Below are 15,480 nucleotides of genomic sequence, written 5' to 3'. Positions count from 1 at the left end.
GGTGCACATGTCCATCACACCAGAACAACTGCAAGAACTGATGAAGGAAGTGGAGCAGGAAGACCCGATAGATTTTGCTGACCTGCCCTTCGAAGAAGATGAGTTGCGCGCCATCACTGCCCAGCATTTGTGCGACATGGCTGATGCAATGGAAAATTTCAGCAATGAAGACAGACAAGTCACCTTGCTGGCAGTCGCAGCAAAGCTGGTGCTGGAAAACCTGGTCCTGCATGTGCAGTTATTGCGCCAGCATGACATCCCACTGAGCCAGCAAGTCAGCAGTCTTTTGCAAAACATCAAAAAGAAGTAAACCACCCATCATTAAATCGCATGCCAGAATCCACATTCGCTGATACCAGACCAGCACGACAGTTCCTGCTCATCCCCGGCTTCATGTGTGATGCCAGTTTATGGAAGTTCATGCTGCCCGGACTGGAGCAACTGGGACAGGTGCATTTCGCCGATCTGAATCAGGGAAATAATATAGAGGATATGGCCGCACGCCTGCTTCAAGTATTGCCAGAGAATGTCATCATCATCGGCTTCTCCCTGGGTGGTTATGTGGCGCGTCATCTGGCATGGCTCGCGTTTCAAAAAAACAAAACGGGAGATAAAGCTATAAATGGCCTGGTCTTGCTGAACACTTCAGCACGCGCCAGCACAGCAGATGAAGATAACAAGAATCGCCAGCAAATCAAGCTGCTGGAACACTATCCCTACAAGGGCCAGACCATGACAGCCCTGCGCCGCGCCCTGCATCCTGAGCGTCAGGATGGTGCTGTCATGCTGGCACAATTGCAGGCCATGTCACTGGCGCTGGGCAAGCAAGTCTTCTTGCAGCAACTGTCCATCGTGCGCGCCGATGGCCATCATGAACTGGCTGAGATTGCTTGTCCTTCCCTCGTCGTCGCCAGCAAAAATGACCAGATGCGCAGCCTTGCAGAGTCAGAGAAACTGGCGCATGGATTACCACATGCCAGACTGCATATCATCGAAGATTGCGGTCATGTGTCGCCATTGGAAAAAGCACCCGACCTTATCGCCACATTAAATGACTGGCTGAACCAGAGCGCAATTTAAGATCAGGCTCTTGATAACCAAATTGGTTCATGTTGCCCAAGTGTCGGGGCTGGCAATGCAAAATGTGCGGGTGTCAAACTCATTTTTTCTACTGGCGCAATCGCCTGCATCTCACCAAAACCTGACTTTGATGCCTGCAAAAAACTGGCGATTTCATCAGAACGCAACTCTGCCGCATCTTCATGTAAACCACGTCTCGGCATGGCTTGCAGCCAGCGCCCTGTCTGTGCCAGCGACACCCTGACTTGCCAGCTGCCGCCTTCAACAGCGCGTTTTTGCAGAGCCAGCATGGTCGCGTAAGCCAGCAAATAACCTGTCGCATGATCGAGTGCCTGGAAAGGTAGTTTGCCTGGTGCAGTACCACCAGCCGCCCGTCCTTCTGCATCGGCAATGCCACTGGCAGATTGCACCAGGCTGTCAAAACCGCGCCGGTTTGCCCAGGGGCCGACATGACCATAAGCCGAGAGGCTGACGTGTATCAGGCCGGGTTGCGATGCACATAAGTCTTCTGCAGAATAGCCTAATTGGGATAGCGAACCAGGTCGGTATGCCTGCAAGAAGACATCGGCACCGCGTATCAGTTCATGCAATTGCTGTCGTCCATCAGCATTCCGTAAATCCAGTTGTGCCGAACGCTTACCACGGCCAGTATCCAGCACCAGCGGCATGATGTTGGGCAGATGTGCTGCGCTGATCGCCAATACGTCAGCACCATGCTGTGCCAGTGTGCGTGCGCCTACAGGAGCGGCAATCACTCTCGACAAATCCAGTACACGCACACCATTCAGAGAACGCTGCCCGCCTTGCTGACCTATAGGTATGACGGGACCATCTGCTATCCGTCTGACTTCAAATAGCGGCAATTCAGCAATAGCCTTTGCCTGTGGATGAGCCTGCCACTCCTGCTCTGTGCGTATCATGGCGGCACACATGTCTGCATCAGCAAGTACCTGTTCCAGCTCAGCCGCTTTCCAGCCAGCAATGGCTTTGGCGACTGCGGCACGGTCTTCGGCACATTCCAGGATCGCCAGTACACCATCACGATGATGCGGAAAATTGGTATGCAATTGTATCCAGCGGCCATCGCCCGCCTGGTAATAACCAGCTATCTTGCTCCATGGGTCATCGGCAGGTTTGCCATTGATGCTGAGGTAACGATCGCTCTTGAACATGGCGAGTGCATGGCGTCTGTCTACCGTGACCTTTTGCACGGTGCCACCGCGTGCCTGCCATAGTTGTGCAGCCATCAGGGCTTGCACGGCTATGCTGGCAGATGCCACATCACCAACCGGGAATGTCGATGGCAATTGCGCACTATCACCGCTGAACGTCACCTGCTGCAAAGCCTCAGGTTCGCCACCGCCCATTTCCCACAAGGATGCCAATAATGCTGCTGCCGACATGATGTTCTCCAAAGTAAAATCAAACTGGCGCACATCTGGTCTGATGTGTATGCTTGCAGTCTAGAATCTGCATCACCCTGTGGTCAATCTTGATTCTGCCTATCAATATAAATTAATCGTGGATAACACTCTTACTGCCAGACAAGCTGCCGAGTTGCTAGGCATCAGCCTGCCTACCTTGTATTCCTACGTCAGTCGTGGCTTGCTGCAATCGCACCAATACGAAGGACAAAGAGCGAAACGCTATTTAAAGGAAGAAGTATTGCGCCTGCTGGCCCGCAATACCGATAGCAAGCGGGCAGGTGGAGCAGCTGAATCAGCGATAGACTGGGGAGTGCCGGTACTTGAATCCAGGATCACCCAGGTAACAAACGGCAAGCTGTATTATCGTGGACATGCCGTAGCTGAACTGGCAGACACACATACGCTGGAACAGGCTGCGTGGATTTTGTGGGATAGCAATGCAAGTCCCGATCTTCCTCAAACCTGTCTGACTGAATTGATTACGCTATGGCCAAAACTGCTGAACCCGACTGCACATCTGTCGCCGTATGAAAGAGCCATCAGCATATTGCCCGCACTGGCTACATCCGTTGAACAAATACCCGACATCCATCCTCATCAAAGAGCGATGCTGTGGATGCATCTGATGGCAGCGGCGCTATTGGGTGTAGCACCCGACTATCGCCCATTTCATCAAAAGCTTGCTGCAGCATGGCAGTTGAATGAGGAACAAACAGAACTGGTGCGCGCAGCCCTGGTTGTCAGCGCTGATCATGAATTGAATGTGTCAACATTTACCGTCCGTTGCGTTACCTCTGCAGGTGCGAACATGGGCATGGCTTTGGTGGCAGGGCTGGCTGCGCTCTCCGGCCCCAAGCATGGCGGTGAAAGCCTGCGCGTCAGCCGCATGCTGCGCGCCGCGATTGCCAACCCATCCGATGACATCGCCAGCTTTCTGGAAAAGCGGCTACGAAGCCATGATGCCAGCCATCATTTTTCACCGAGGCTGCCGGGTTTTGGTCATCCACTCTATCCTGAAGGTGACCCGCGTGGTGCGCTGTTAATGAAAATGCTGGACACAAGCACACATGCAAAATTGTTTGCAATAGCAGAAATGGCAGAAGACCTGACAGGTCAAAAACTGAACATAGACTACGGTCTCGTCGCCGTGGAAATTGCCTGCCAATTGCCGCTTGGTGCAGCGCAAATCCTGTTTGCACTGGGTCGCACAGCTGGCTGGATAGCTCATGCCATGGAGCAGGTAGAAACTGGCCAGCTCATACGTCCGCGTGCCAGGTATGTTGGAAAATTCCCTGACACTGCGTCAGATTGATTCAGGTCTCTGTATCAGTTGTGTCGGCTGTATAAGCAAGGATGTCGCCAGGCTGACATGCCAGTACCTCACAAATTTTTTCCAGCGTATCAAAGCGTATTGCCTTGGCTTTACCGGTCTTTAATACGGACAGGTTTTGTGGCGTGATATCGACGAGCTCAGCAAGGGTATTCAAACGCATCTTGCGCTGAGCGAGGACGACATCCAGATTAACGGTAATGGGCATGGCGTCCTCAGATGGTCAATTCAGCTTCTTCATTGAGATCGACACCAATTTCGAGCGACCAGAGCAACAGCAGGCAGGCCCCCAGCCAGATGAGCTGGTCAAATGATTTTCCAAAAAAGTGAGCAAAGCTGCCAGTGGCTTCGTGCCCAGGATAAACGTAGCTCAATGCAATTGCAATCAACTCCACCAGAAACATGATGCCGACCAGTATCAGGTTAATGTTGAACGCTTTTTTTGCATGGAACACTGCCTTCTTGTTGAAGATTTCTCCTTCATGAAAACAGGTCAGTAATTGATTCAAGTGAACCAGTACCAGTTCTATCATGCCAAAGAAAAACAGCGAAGCAAGCACAGCTGTGACTTTTAACTCCGTACTCAAGCCCTCCCGCAGCAAGGAGAAGAAACCGTCTTCGATGGTGACTGCTTTGGCAAGGTAAGCCATTACTGTCAAATCGCCAGCAGGTGCCATCATGACGATGACAGGCAGAGCTATCGCCCCTATCGCGACGATGATCATAGTAAGCACGGTCAGAAACAGAAAATACCTGCTCAACTTGCGAATATTGGTAATCCTGGCATGTTTCTGAACTTGCATTTGCAACTCCTGATTGATTTGGTGATGTGAATTCTACGTCATAAATTTCGAAATGCAATATTTATTTATCGTTTATCGATAAATAAATGCCGTTATTTAATATCATCAAGCAGGAAACAAAAGAAAAAGGGCTGCATAAAGCAGCCCTTAACAAAAAACAGCTCAAATCACATGATTACCAGGTGTAAGCGGCCTTCGCATAGTAATAACGGCCATTGAAACCATATGGTGAAAATGTGGAATACGGCAGCGTTCCGCCAGAATTCAAATTGCCTGCCGATGTCACCTGGTCAGGATATTTGTCAGTCAGGTTATCAACACCGGCACTGATAGTCCATTTACCCAGCTTGACGCTAGCCACCAGGTCCAGCACTGTGTTGGCGCTATAAGTCTGGTCCAGTGCGACACTGTTTTGTGGTGAGACAAAACTGCCATAGCGTGTGACCAGGCCATGGATATTCCAGTTGGCAAAGGCATAGTCAGCAGCGATACTGAATTTGTCTTTTGGTGTCGCCTCGGTTGCGCGGTTGATGGTTTGCCTGTCTATCAGCAAGAGATTGTTTTGCGTCAGAATCGCCGGATTGGCAGCGACATTTTTGACGGTCGTATCATTGTGATTGTAGGCCACGGTAAAGCCCAGCTTGTCTGTGCCAGACAGTGGTATCTGGTAAGAGCCAACTACATCAACACCACGGGTCTTGGTATCGAGCGCATTAGTGAAGTAACGCGCTGCACCGACCAGTACACCTTGCTGCGCCAGCACACTTTGCAAAGCCGCAGGCAAGACCAGATTGCCGGAATACAGAATGCGTTTATCAATATCGATCTGGTAAGCATCTATGCTCAGGGTCGCATTCCTGCTTGGCTGTATGACTGCACCCAGGCTGTAATTGCGTGATTTTTCTGCCTGTAGCGGTACAGCACCAAGAGCCTTGGCAGCAGCCGTAGCGACGCCAAAAGTACCGGTATCCACCAGTTGCGATGTACCATTGATGGTGATCAGGTTAGTTGTCGAGATAGTGTAATTCTGTTGCGCCAGTGAAGGCGCACGGAAACCATTCGATGCCGCAGCACGCAAGGCAAATTCTTTAGTGAATTCAAAACGGCCAGACAATTTGCCAGAAGTGACACTGCCAAAATCGCTGTAGTTTTCATGACGCAAAGCCAGCGAAGCACTCAGTTGCTTGCTCAGTTCAGCTTCGATATTCGCATAGATAGCTGCACTGTGACGGCTGAAGCTACCTGCATTCGAAGGCTGGAAACCAGAGAAACCTTGGGCACCGCTACCGAAATAAGAATTCGCTTCACCTGCGCCAATTTCATATTGGTCGCGGCGGTATTCTGCGCCAACGGCCAGTGTCAGCGGGTTTGCCAAGCCGGCAAATTCTATCTCCCGGGCCGCATCAAAGTTTGCCAGTGTCTGGGTATTTTTCAGCTTGCCGGCATAAAATTTCGTAGGGCTGGTGGCACCCAGGCTCAGGTTGACGGTATTGTTGACATCCAGGCTGAATTCGCTGGAACCATAATTGACACTGGCATCCCAGCGCCAGCCATCAGTACGGCCTTTGACGCCGCCGACGACAGACACATCGGTATTTGTCCCGGCTTCATTCGGCAGGAAACCATTTGGGTACAGCGGGGTGCGCAAAGTCGTGCCTGTGGTGTAGGCCGTGCGCCAGGTCGCTGCAGCATCAGTGCTGCGGCGGCTGTAGTTGGCAAAGCCATACAATTCTATGTCTGTGGCCAATGCCAGCGAAGCATTTGCACCCAGGTTGGTTTGTTGCAGCCTGGGGTCACCCTGTATCTGATTGACTCTGCCGTACAAGGGTTCTAGCGGATTACGGAAATCAGCACCAGCGCGGTTGGTTTCATTCTGATTGCGCTGTTCTGCGGTAAAACGCGCCCAACCTTTGTCACCCAATGCCGTACCAAAATTGACTGTGACGCTGCCCTGAGTACCATCACGTTTGCTGTATTGGCCCCCACCCAGTTGCACTTCACCACCATTCGCCCCTTTTTTAAGGATGATGTTGATGACACCGGCAATCGCGTCTGAACCATATTGCGCCGCTGCACCATCACGCAAGACCTCTATCTTTTCAATCGAACTGATGGGGATGGTATTCAAATCAGCCGGTGAAGAACCCCGCCCTGCCGTACCATTCACATTCACCACAGCCGAGGTATGCCAGCGCTTGCCATTCACCAGCACCAGGGTCTGATCAGGTGACAGGCCACGCAATTGCGCCGGGCGGCTGGCAGATGTACCGTCAGCCACGGCAGGACGCGGGAAGTTCAAGGAAGGCAGCAAGCGGCTCAACACCGTTGCCAGTTCACCAGAGCCTGTGGATTGCAAATCTTTGGAAATCAATATGTCGACCGGTGCTTCAGAATCAGACACGGTACGTTTGATGCTGCGTGTACCAGTCACAATTACGGTATCTGATTGTGGCGGGATGATTTCTTGTGCCTGTGCAGACATGGCAGATAAGGCGGCCAGCAAGGCTGTTACCAGTACGGCATTTCGTCGCTTTGGCAGAGTTGAGGCTAAGTTTGAAGTTGAATTCATTCGGTATCACTTTCCATGCTAATGAGCTTTAATTGAACCGATATTACTTCCTTGTGCATAGACGACAAACGATTGTTTTCAGCTAAAAGCATGAAAAAATCATATATAGCAAAAACTCTTCATCTCATTTGCCGCTCATCCTGCAAAACGCACAGGTATCCTTTCCAGCAAGCCACTGCCATACACTTCATGCGATTTCATGGCATCGAGATGGATATAACCTATGTGGCAATGACAAGTCGCTTTGCTGCAAGTTTCTCGCTTGAGCATATTAGCCAGCGGGTCCGTAAAAATATTGCCTTTACGGGTTTTGATGAAGTGGCAGCGGAACAGGTCACCATTACCTTCGATAGACACCACCTCGCTGCCAGCCTTGCAGTCTTTACCCATGCTTTCATACCAGGGCAGGTTCAACCTGAACAGGTAATCGATATCTTCAAGGAAAGCGATTTCTTCTTCCGAGTAATAATCAACTTCACGCTTATAGGCATTGATCCACATATACACATCCTGGGGCAGGCGCTGGCGCAGAGAAGTGATTTGCGGGAAATGCTGTTTTAAACCCACAACACCTACACTATGGCGTATCTGCAAGGCAGCCAGCTCATTGCATTTGCTGAGAAATTTTTCTTCCGTCACAAAGTCGGGATGATAGGTAGTCCATAAAGCCGTGGTCTGGGTATTGCAACGCGACAGCCATTGCGTATTCCAGGCCAGATTTGTTTGTGCCGCCACCTTGCTCACGTGAGGCAGATGCGACAAACGCATCACCGCTTCCTGATACCATTTGCGCACCAGTGCTTCACCGTAAGGCGTAATAAACACTTCCATGGGCTGGTCTGCACTGCTGTTTTGTTCTACCCAGGCTACGAATCTGTCCAGGTCTTTTTTATCCAGCGCCTGCAGTTCACGGCTGTTTTTTTCTTTGGCAAACGGACAGTATTCGCAACTGTAATTGCAATCTGTCAGATGGCCGCGATAAATGACTTTCAGGCTCATTTGGTGACATACTCCTGCATCTTTTGTTTGACTGCGGGCGAAATAAACCAGTGACCGATAAGATCAGAATAAGCCATGCCTTCACCCTGCAATTGCATGCGCCCTGCAATTGCATGCGCCAGATTCATTTCCAGTAAGGTTTGCAGTTCAGGAAAATCCGCATGCACATCCGTGTCATAAATTCCTTGGTAATGCGCAGCATCCAGCCCTTGCGCTTTCAGCAAAGACTTGATCAGATAACGACGCTTCCTGTCATCCTCAGACAGGCGTATACCATAACCCGCTGTCATGAAGTCGGCACGCTCCTTCGCAACGTAGTCATCGATGATCGCTGCCACATTCGGCTTTGATACCGCATATTCTGTCGAGTAATGCACATCTGTCGTGTAAGACCTTGCATTCGTGCCCAGACCAATCATGCCATCTTCCTGACATGAATATTCTGAACTCTCACGCAGGCCGGCAACTGGCTTGCGGAACAGACGCATGGAGTCTTGCACATAACCCTTGGCCTGCAAAAAGTCCCGTCCTATGCGGTAGAGTGTGCTGCGTATGTCTTCGTTTTGTATACTGATATGCTTCTTGAATAGTGAAGTCAATGGGCGCACATACAAGGGATACAGGAAGATTTCCGTCGGTTGAAACTGCACCGCTTTTTGCAGCGATGCCAGCCAGGTTTCTGCAGTTTGCCCGGGGATGCCATAAATCAGATCCAGATTAAATACCGGGAACTGATAGCTGCTTATTTTCTCCAATAGCGGTTCCATCACGTTTTCTGGCTGTACCCGGCCTACCGAACGCGCTTCCGATTCGATGAAACTTTGTATGCCTATGCTGAGTCGCTGCACGCCATGCTGCGACAGGAAAGTCAGTTTTTCATCATTGATGGTGTCCGGTGAAATTTCGAAGGAACCTGGCGTGTTTTTCAAATCTACGCCCAATGTACCGGTGTACACATTGAACAATTGCTCCAACTGGCTGACTTCCAGATGACTGGGTGTACCACCACCTATGGCATAACCGGCAAAGTTGAAATCACCGAGGCTATCTCTTACCACTTCAGCTTCCAGCCGGATCTTTTTCAGATACAGGCTGACCAGGTCTTCCTTGGGATGGGACACTGTAAACAAATTACAGAATGAGCATTTCATGCGGCAAAAAGGAATATGCGTATAGAGATACAGCGCATGCTTTTTCTCTGCTGCCCAGAGTTCTTTCAAATCCAGTTTTTCTTCAAAAGTTCTGTAGGCTGTTTTGTGCGGGTAAGAATACAGATAGCTTTGAAAACGATTGCTCTCTTCCAGATAACGGCGAAACGCATGAGCGATCTCTGTCATATCAGGCTCCCGCGCGTCATGTGAAAATCAGCATAGGGAATAGTCCAGACTTTTTCATGCCCCAGCCTATGCCCTGTATAACCGTCCTCACCGTAGGTTGTGCCATGATCAGAACTGATAATCACAAAAGTATCGCCCATTTGATTGAGCGCCTGAAACAAAGGTAGCAACTGACTGTCTATATAACGCAATGCCGCAGCATGGCTGGCCAGGCTATCACCAACTGAACCGGGCAGGTAATGGCAATTGGGTTGATGTAGTGCGGATAAATTCATAAATAAAAAAACTTTTTGATCAGGTTTTTGTTGCAGCAACTCTATGGCAAACTCAACTTGATGCCTGGTTGAGTCAGTATCAGTGACGCCAAACTCAGGCTGCCAATAACTTTCCTGGAACAGATTGGGCAAGACACAGGACAATGGATTTTGCTTTTTGAAAAAACCGACTCCACCTATGCAGATAGTGCGGTAGCCGATGTCAGAGAAACCGCTGACGATGTCTGGGGTATCGAAACAATAGCTGTTTGTTCCCGTGGTTTCACTGCCTGCGAATTTCAATGAAAATAAACGTTCATGCACGCCCGGTCTGGCTGGCGTAGGAAGAAAACCAGCGAAAAAAGCACAGTGCGATGCGTAGGTGAAAGAACCGGGAGCATGGCGTTCTTCCCAGCCTGAAGGCAATACACTGGCAAGAAAAGGCGTGCGACCTGTCGCAAGCTCTTGTTGTGCGACGTCATAGCGCAGGGTATCAAGAGTAATGAAGAGGACATTGCTCTTGCCCACAATCTGGTTCATGTCATGCATGCCAGGGCCTCCTCCAGGTCATGGATACCGGATAACTGATGATCTGGTTTGACAGCGACGGTTTCATTTTCAGGATTGATAAAAACTGTTTTTAATTGCATGGCCATGGCAGGCTGCATATCATTGATGTAGTCGTCCCCTATCATGACTACGCTGGCATGATGTGCGCAACTCAAGGCATGTGAAAACAATCGCGTATCAGGTTTGGCATAACCCACTTCAGCAGAAATGAAGACATGTTCAAAGTAAGCGGTAAGGCCAGCCTGATGCAGTTTTCGCCTTTGCATACTTGCTGAACCGTTGGAAATAATCATGAGCTGGTAATCGGCAGATAAACGCTCCAGCATCGCATTGAGCACGCTATCTGGCTTGACGAAATCTGGCAGTGACATATGATCTTCCCACAAGCTTTCTGCGGTGTAAGGAAGTTCTGGGAAACGCTGCAATACCTCATGACAAAAAAGCTTGCGGTCTTTCCTGCCATGGCAGTCCAGTGCAATCATTTCTGCATGCACCTGCAACATATCTTGGTCAGAAAACGCATCCCGATTCCTGCTGATAAAATTTTGTATGTACGCATGGAAGGCTACATCCCTGTCTACCAGGGTATTGTCGATATCAAAAAGAAGGCTGGCTTTTTTTGTCTTAAGCATGAGTCAGCCTCTGCCTTTCCAGCACTGCATTGATTTCTGCCAGATAAGTATTCTCACCTTTGTGCAACAAGTTAGGCAGCAAATCACCAAAGGCATTAGCTTCCAGCAGCACGGGTGATTTGTCATTTCTGGGCAAGAGGATATCCAGCCCCGCATATAGCGAGCGCGGAAAAGCCTGCATGGCTTTTTCTACCAGGATATCGATCTCTTGCCATGTAGATGAAGACAATTCCAGTTCATCGACAGCACAGCGCTGGTTACCCAGATGCAGATTAGTCATGGGGCCACGACTAAGCCTGGCAATTGCGTGCCTGCGCTGGCCTGCTATACCCATTACCCGCAAGTCATAAGAGCTGTCTTCATGCCTGGCCTTGGGTATCCAGCTTTCTATCATGGCACCCTGTGCGAACAAGAAATCAAGAATGTTCTGTATCTTGTCTCGCGTAGTATATTTTTTTATTTTCAGTGAATTGTAATAACGGTCGCCATCAATACTGTGCACGATCTCTACGGTAGAGTAGGCTTGTTCTTTACCGTTTCTCTTATTGTATTCATAAGCGACGATGCCAGAGGCTGAAGAACTGGAATTCAACTTGATAAAAAAACGGCTGTAAGCCTGCTTTTCTGCAAAGGCAAAAAATTCGTCGTAGCTGGAAAAGATCGGCAGGCCGGGTAGCGTATGGTCCGGCAATATTTGTTTGCATAGCGGCTTGTTAAACATGCTGACGATATCGTCAGGGTGATTGAACCAGCTCAGCTTGACTGTCTGCTGCGTCATTGATTCCATCAATCTGGAAAACCCCTGGAACCAGAGTCGCGGATGATAAATCCTGCCGCATTCATCTTCCAGTCCGTTGGCATTTTCCAGTCCACCAAGGGCGAGTATTTTCTTTTCCACGGCAAAGTTTTCACCGGGTGACTCTACCCTTAACGTGTCGCCGTCCCTGAGTACATCAGATAGCTCGCACTCACCATTCAGGATACTCAGGTAAGGGACGACCAGGGCAGCATCCTGCCCTGCTTGCTGCAATGCTTCCTGAAAAAAATGTACACGCCGGTTTTCAGGATTGCCTATCAGTACAAAACGGGATTTCTGCATCTGACTTTATTCAGTGACAGCGGGATAACGCCATTCATCTTCAATATCTTGCTGGTCAGTGACATCGACGAGGATAGCTAATTTTTTGAATTCCTTGATCATGTCATTTGACAAATAATGGTAATGCAAATCCAGTTTCTTAAGTCCGCCTATCTTGGCACTGTCCAGCAATGCACGGCCACCATCGTCACTGAGAGTACCCATGGACAAGTCCAGCGTTTCCAGTTGCTCCAGCACGGATGCCTGTGCAATTTCAGTTGCTATCTCATTGGCGATTTCACTATCTACCAGACCCAGGTGTTTCAGTTTGGGGAACAAGCCTTTTTGCATGAAAGGACGCAGATCGTCGATCTTGCCATCAAAACCGTATTCATCAACGCCGATATACAGTTGCAGATATTCTAGATTAGGCAAGTGGGCAGTCGCAATTTTTTCTATGGCTTCTTTGGGGAGTCCACCACATTCTATGGTCAATGCTTTGAGATGTTCATGCTTTAGTGGCTGGGAAGACAGGATCAGGTCTTTCGAACCCTTGATATGCAAGCGTTCCAGCGCGGGGAAGGCCGCAAACAATTTGGTGTAATCTGCCTGGGTGATCCAGGATATCTCGCACTCTTCCGAATCCATGTCACCAACAAATAATTCTTTCAATTGTGGCAGTTTGCCGGGATTGGCGATCAAGAGATCCAGAGATTCTTGCGGACCTTCTTCATATGCTTCTTCCCAGGCGGCAATCACCAGTGACTCAACTTCTGTTGCCTGGCTACTGTCCAGAAAAGCGGTGACTTTTTCCAGCAAAGTCTTGCCTTCTTCTGCTTCGTCGTAACTGACGCCTATGCGTCGTGCTATTTTCTTGGCGCTGGCATCGGTTTTTTCTACATAACCTTTTTTGGTTTTTTCACTGATCAGCTTTTCCATTTCTTTTTGTGCTTTTTCTGGTGTATCAAAGCTGCTGATTTTTTCCTGGCCTGCCGTACCTATCTTGCCGTACTTCACATTCAAGGTATTCGTTTCAATTTCAACTTGCCAAAATTTGTAAGACTTGGAATCCTGGTATTCAAAATAATGTTTCATTGCCTGACGCCTTTAAAGTGTGCGGTTGGTCTCGCGAAAGAATGATCAACAAATCATTTTTCTTGTTGGGGGGCTGCAAAAATATCTTGTCTTTCATGCTAGATAATCAGGTTCACCCCGCACCTTGTCAAGCGAGAAAATCAATTGTTACATTGCACAGTTTTACTATTTGTTTTCCTATGAAGATGGACAAATTTCTCAGACACAATTATCTGGAAATATTTTTTATCAGGGCTGTCCTGACAAAGTAATTAGTTACCGCTGGTTATCGCTGCTGATAAACTAGCAAATGCATGCCTTCAAAAATATTTTTAAAGAAAATTAGGCACTTTTGAAGTAAACGTGTATATTCCGTCCTGTACTTGCATCAAGTCCTTAATTTGTTGGTCCCAATTCCGCATAGCTTTATCTCTCTGGCTGTTCTGTCTTTTTTCCACTGGTTTTATCACTTGCTTACAAGTCCATTTTGGGCGATTTTGCCCATGGTTTTATCAAAAGGAAAAAACATGAGTACTCAAACAGGTATAGTTAAATGGTTCAACGATGCTAAGGGCTTCGGCTTTATCGCTCCTGATGCAGGTGGTGCAGATCTGTTCGCCCACTTCCAGGACATACAGTCCAGCGGTTTCAAAAGCCTGAGCGAAAACCAGCGTGTGTCTTTCGAGCGCACAGCCGGCCCTAAAGGCGACAAAGCCAGCAACATCCAGGTTCTGTCCTAATATCAGACCAAGGTCTTTATTGACCTTGTCGGGTGAATTCAATTTGCCCGGTCGCAGCGCTTTTGACTAATTTAGTAATACCGGCCAGTGACACCACGCAGATAGCATGGGTCACTGGGAATTAGTCAATCGCATGGCGACACCCTTCATCTGTCAGTGTTTATGTCTCGTACAAAATGCTGATGCGCAGAATGATACTTACCGGCTCTTGGTACCACGCAGATAGCATGGATTAAGAGAAAATGGTATTGTCGTTAAAGGATGCATAGTGCATCCTGTGAACAAGACCGCAGAGTAAGCTCAGCCTACTCCAAAGCGCCTTCATTCTCACCGGCTGGATTTGCATGCATATGCGAACCGGGAAATGGTGTAGTGAAGTGTTGAAGGATCTCATTCGTGGTACCTCCTGACATGGACCGAACTATAGCGGACCAGCAGGAACAGGCAAACACCCCCACATTGCACCGCGCAGATAGCACGGGTGATGTACCAATCAGTGACACCATGCAGATAGCATGGGTTGTTGTCAGTTTGCCGGAATGAATGGAATGCCCACCCCTGGTGGGCTTTTTGCGTTTACATCCAAAGAATTATTTCAAGAAGTCCTTCACTGCGGCTACCGTCGCTACGGGATCTTCTTCATGTGGCACATGGCCCAGTTTATCGAATATCACCAGCTTGCTGCCTGCGATATCCTGATTGAATTTGCTGGCATATTCTGGTGGTATCAGCCTGTCTTGCCCACCCCAGATAATCAGCGTGGGAACATGGATAGTTTTGATGCTGGTTGCATGTGAACCAGAACTGGTTTGCTGAAAGCGCTGGCCCAGGGCATAACGGTTACCTTCACGCAAAGTCATGGCGGTATACCTGTCCACCAGGGCTGGTGTAACTTTGTCTGGATTGCCGTAGACGTTTTTCACACTGTTTTCCATCAAATGACGTGGCAAGAAATGTTCACCTATCCATGCCAGTTGCGGCATGCGGGCGATACGAAATCCCAAAGGTATGGAAGCAGCTTTAAAAGCATAACCACCAGCATCCACCAGTATCAGGCGCTCTACTCTTTGCGGTGCGGCGACAGCTACCTGCCAGGCGACTTCGCCACCAAGAGAATTGCCAGCGATGATGCAATGACTGACTTGCATGGTGTCAAGCAAATCGAGTATGAACTTTGCATAGGTAGGGCTGCGGTAATCAGCATCGGCCCTGGGGCCTGTCAAGCCAAAAGCCGGGATGTCCATGCTGATCACGCGGTGCTGGTCTTTCAGTTCTGCCACCCAGCCTTCCCAGGTATGCAGGCTGGCCGAGGTGCCATGTATCAGCACGATGGGCACGGGGTCATCACGCCTGCCTTCGTCACGTACATGGACAGCAATGCCATTGACATTGACGAATTGCGATGGCGGCGGGGCCCAGCGAGCTTTCAATTCGTCCACGGGTTTATCTGGTGCCCAGAACATTACAAGGGCAATACCTGCCAGACCGAGCAGGGCCACGCACAGACCGGCTATGAAGAGGAAAAGTTTCAAGAAAAATCGCTTACCAGGACGCAACGAATTTTGCATATTTATTCCTCAGGGAGGT

General features: G+C 49.2%; 16 protein-coding genes. 5 read left to right on the top strand and 11 right to left on the bottom strand.

The genetic code is table 11. The features are described from left to right. Positions 1-7: 7 nt before the first annotated feature. Both AC3WQT_RS14625 and AC3WQT_RS14620 read left to right on the top strand, forming a co-directional pair. Complete coding sequence (locus tag AC3WQT_RS14625) at positions 8-310, top strand: hypothetical protein (protein ID WP_492704687.1); 303 nt, start codon at positions 8-10, stop codon at positions 308-310. Positions 311-330: 20 nt separating this feature from the next. After that, the gene (locus tag AC3WQT_RS14620; protein WP_492704686.1) at positions 331-1,080 is read left to right on the top strand and encodes an alpha/beta fold hydrolase; all 750 of its coding nucleotides are present in this window, start codon (positions 331-333) and stop codon (positions 1,078-1,080) included. A gap of 2 nt (positions 1,081-1,082) precedes the next feature. Here the strand turns inward: AC3WQT_RS14620 and AC3WQT_RS14615 are convergent, their stop codons facing one another. Then, a complete protein-coding gene (locus tag AC3WQT_RS14615) occupies positions 1,083-2,483 on the bottom strand; it encodes a CoA transferase (RefSeq protein WP_492704685.1) in 1,401 nt (466 codons plus the stop codon). Between the two features lie 118 nt (positions 2,484-2,601). Between AC3WQT_RS14615 and AC3WQT_RS14610 the strand changes: the two genes are divergently transcribed. Next, a complete protein-coding gene (locus AC3WQT_RS14610; protein ID WP_492704684.1) occupies positions 2,602-3,819 on the top strand; it encodes a citrate synthase family protein in 1,218 nt (405 codons plus the stop codon). 1 nt (position 3,820) lies between these two features. Here the strand turns inward: AC3WQT_RS14610 and AC3WQT_RS14605 are convergent, their stop codons facing one another. The 9 genes from AC3WQT_RS14605 to AC3WQT_RS14565 all read right to left on the bottom strand — a co-directional run bounded on the left by AC3WQT_RS14605 (position 3,821) and on the right by AC3WQT_RS14565 (position 13,174). Further along, positions 3,821-4,045, bottom strand: a complete 225-nt coding sequence (locus tag AC3WQT_RS14605; protein ID WP_492704683.1) for a helix-turn-helix domain-containing protein — start codon at positions 4,043-4,045, stop codon at positions 3,821-3,823. Positions 4,046-4,052: 7 nt separating this feature from the next. After that, positions 4,053-4,640 carry a DUF2975 domain-containing protein gene (locus AC3WQT_RS14600; RefSeq protein ID WP_492704682.1) on the bottom strand — a complete coding sequence of 196 codons (588 nt, stop codon included), beginning with the start codon at positions 4,638-4,640 and terminating at the stop codon, positions 4,053-4,055. 175 nt (positions 4,641-4,815) lie between these two features. Beyond that, positions 4,816-7,209: a TonB-dependent receptor plug domain-containing protein gene (locus AC3WQT_RS14595; protein WP_492704681.1), complete on the bottom strand. Its 2,394-nt coding sequence runs from the start codon at positions 7,207-7,209 to the stop codon at positions 4,816-4,818. Between the two features lie 135 nt (positions 7,210-7,344). After that, the gene (locus tag AC3WQT_RS14590) at positions 7,345-8,208 is read right to left on the bottom strand and encodes an STM4011 family radical SAM protein (RefSeq protein ID WP_492704680.1); all 864 of its coding nucleotides are present in this window, start codon (positions 8,206-8,208) and stop codon (positions 7,345-7,347) included. Next, positions 8,205-9,545 (bottom strand): STM4012 family radical SAM protein, encoded by a 1,341-nt coding sequence (locus AC3WQT_RS14585; RefSeq protein WP_492704679.1) that lies wholly within the window; start codon positions 9,543-9,545, stop codon positions 8,205-8,207. The genes AC3WQT_RS14590 and AC3WQT_RS14585 overlap by 4 nt, the downstream gene beginning before the upstream one ends. Beyond that, positions 9,542-10,348 (bottom strand): STM4013/SEN3800 family hydrolase, encoded by an 807-nt coding sequence (locus AC3WQT_RS14580; protein WP_492704678.1) that lies wholly within the window; start codon positions 10,346-10,348, stop codon positions 9,542-9,544. Before AC3WQT_RS14580 ends, AC3WQT_RS14585 begins: the two co-directional genes overlap by 4 nt. After that, positions 10,336-11,001 carry an HAD family hydrolase gene (locus AC3WQT_RS14575; RefSeq protein WP_492704677.1) on the bottom strand — a complete coding sequence of 222 codons (666 nt, stop codon included), beginning with the start codon at positions 10,999-11,001 and terminating at the stop codon, positions 10,336-10,338. The genes AC3WQT_RS14580 and AC3WQT_RS14575 overlap by 13 nt, the downstream gene beginning before the upstream one ends. After that, positions 10,994-12,100, bottom strand: coding sequence for an STM4014 family protein (locus AC3WQT_RS14570; protein ID WP_492704676.1), 1,107 nt, complete (start codon positions 12,098-12,100; stop codon positions 10,994-10,996). The genes AC3WQT_RS14575 and AC3WQT_RS14570 overlap by 8 nt, the downstream gene beginning before the upstream one ends. A gap of 6 nt (positions 12,101-12,106) precedes the next feature. Continuing rightward, complete coding sequence (locus tag AC3WQT_RS14565; protein WP_492704675.1) at positions 12,107-13,174, bottom strand: STM4015 family protein; 1,068 nt, start codon at positions 13,172-13,174, stop codon at positions 12,107-12,109. Between the two features lie 506 nt (positions 13,175-13,680). Here AC3WQT_RS14565 and AC3WQT_RS14560 point away from each other — a divergent pair. Next, positions 13,681-13,893, top strand: coding sequence for a cold-shock protein (locus tag AC3WQT_RS14560; protein WP_162043691.1), 213 nt, complete (start codon positions 13,681-13,683; stop codon positions 13,891-13,893). A gap of 411 nt (positions 13,894-14,304) precedes the next feature. Next, on the top strand, positions 14,305-14,436 hold the full coding sequence (locus AC3WQT_RS14555) for a hypothetical protein (RefSeq protein WP_492704674.1): 132 nt from the start codon (positions 14,305-14,307) through the stop codon (positions 14,434-14,436). A gap of 47 nt (positions 14,437-14,483) precedes the next feature. Here the strand turns inward: AC3WQT_RS14555 and AC3WQT_RS14550 are convergent, their stop codons facing one another. Next, positions 14,484-15,461 carry an alpha/beta fold hydrolase gene (locus AC3WQT_RS14550; protein WP_492704673.1) on the bottom strand — a complete coding sequence of 326 codons (978 nt, stop codon included), beginning with the start codon at positions 15,459-15,461 and terminating at the stop codon, positions 14,484-14,486. Between the last annotated feature and the right edge of the window lie 19 nt (positions 15,462-15,480).

The organism is Undibacterium sp. FW305-107, from assembly GCF_058788535.1.
This window is presented reverse-complemented; position numbering and strand designations above follow the sequence as displayed.

Bases quoted from the DNA above. Each gene is read 5' to 3' on its own strand.
- AC3WQT_RS14590 (WP_492704680.1), bottom strand. From the start codon at position 8,208: ATGAGCCTGAAAGTCATTTATCGCGGCCATCTGACAGATTGCAATTAC.
- AC3WQT_RS14580 (WP_492704678.1), bottom strand. From the start codon at position 10,348: ATGCATGACATGAACCAGATTGTGGGCAAGAGCAATGTCCTCTTCATT.
- AC3WQT_RS14570 (WP_492704676.1), bottom strand. From the start codon at position 12,100: ATGCAGAAATCCCGTTTTGTACTGATAGGCAATCCTGAAAACCGGCGT.
- AC3WQT_RS14550 (WP_492704673.1), bottom strand. From the start codon at position 15,461: ATGCAAAATTCGTTGCGTCCTGGTAAGCGATTTTTCTTGAAACTTTTC.
- AC3WQT_RS14565 (WP_492704675.1), bottom strand. From the start codon at position 13,174: ATGAAACATTATTTTGAATACCAGGATTCCAAGTCTTACAAATTTTGG.
- AC3WQT_RS14560 (WP_162043691.1), top strand. From the start codon at position 13,681: ATGAGTACTCAAACAGGTATAGTTAAATGGTTCAACGATGCTAAGGGC.
- AC3WQT_RS14625 (WP_492704687.1), top strand. From the start codon at position 8: ATGTCCATCACACCAGAACAACTGCAAGAACTGATGAAGGAAGTGGAG.
- AC3WQT_RS14555 (WP_492704674.1), top strand. From the start codon at position 14,305: ATGGACCGAACTATAGCGGACCAGCAGGAACAGGCAAACACCCCCACA.
- AC3WQT_RS14585 (WP_492704679.1), bottom strand. From the start codon at position 9,545: ATGACAGAGATCGCTCATGCGTTTCGCCGTTATCTGGAAGAGAGCAAT.
- AC3WQT_RS14600 (WP_492704682.1), bottom strand. From the start codon at position 4,640: ATGCAAGTTCAGAAACATGCCAGGATTACCAATATTCGCAAGTTGAGC.
- AC3WQT_RS14615 (WP_492704685.1), bottom strand. From the start codon at position 2,483: ATGTCGGCAGCAGCATTATTGGCATCCTTGTGGGAAATGGGCGGTGGC.
- AC3WQT_RS14605 (WP_492704683.1), bottom strand. From the start codon at position 4,045: ATGCCCATTACCGTTAATCTGGATGTCGTCCTCGCTCAGCGCAAGATG.
- AC3WQT_RS14620 (WP_492704686.1), top strand. From the start codon at position 331: ATGCCAGAATCCACATTCGCTGATACCAGACCAGCACGACAGTTCCTG.
- AC3WQT_RS14595 (WP_492704681.1), bottom strand. From the start codon at position 7,209: ATGAATTCAACTTCAAACTTAGCCTCAACTCTGCCAAAGCGACGAAAT.
- AC3WQT_RS14575 (WP_492704677.1), bottom strand. From the start codon at position 11,001: ATGCTTAAGACAAAAAAAGCCAGCCTTCTTTTTGATATCGACAATACC.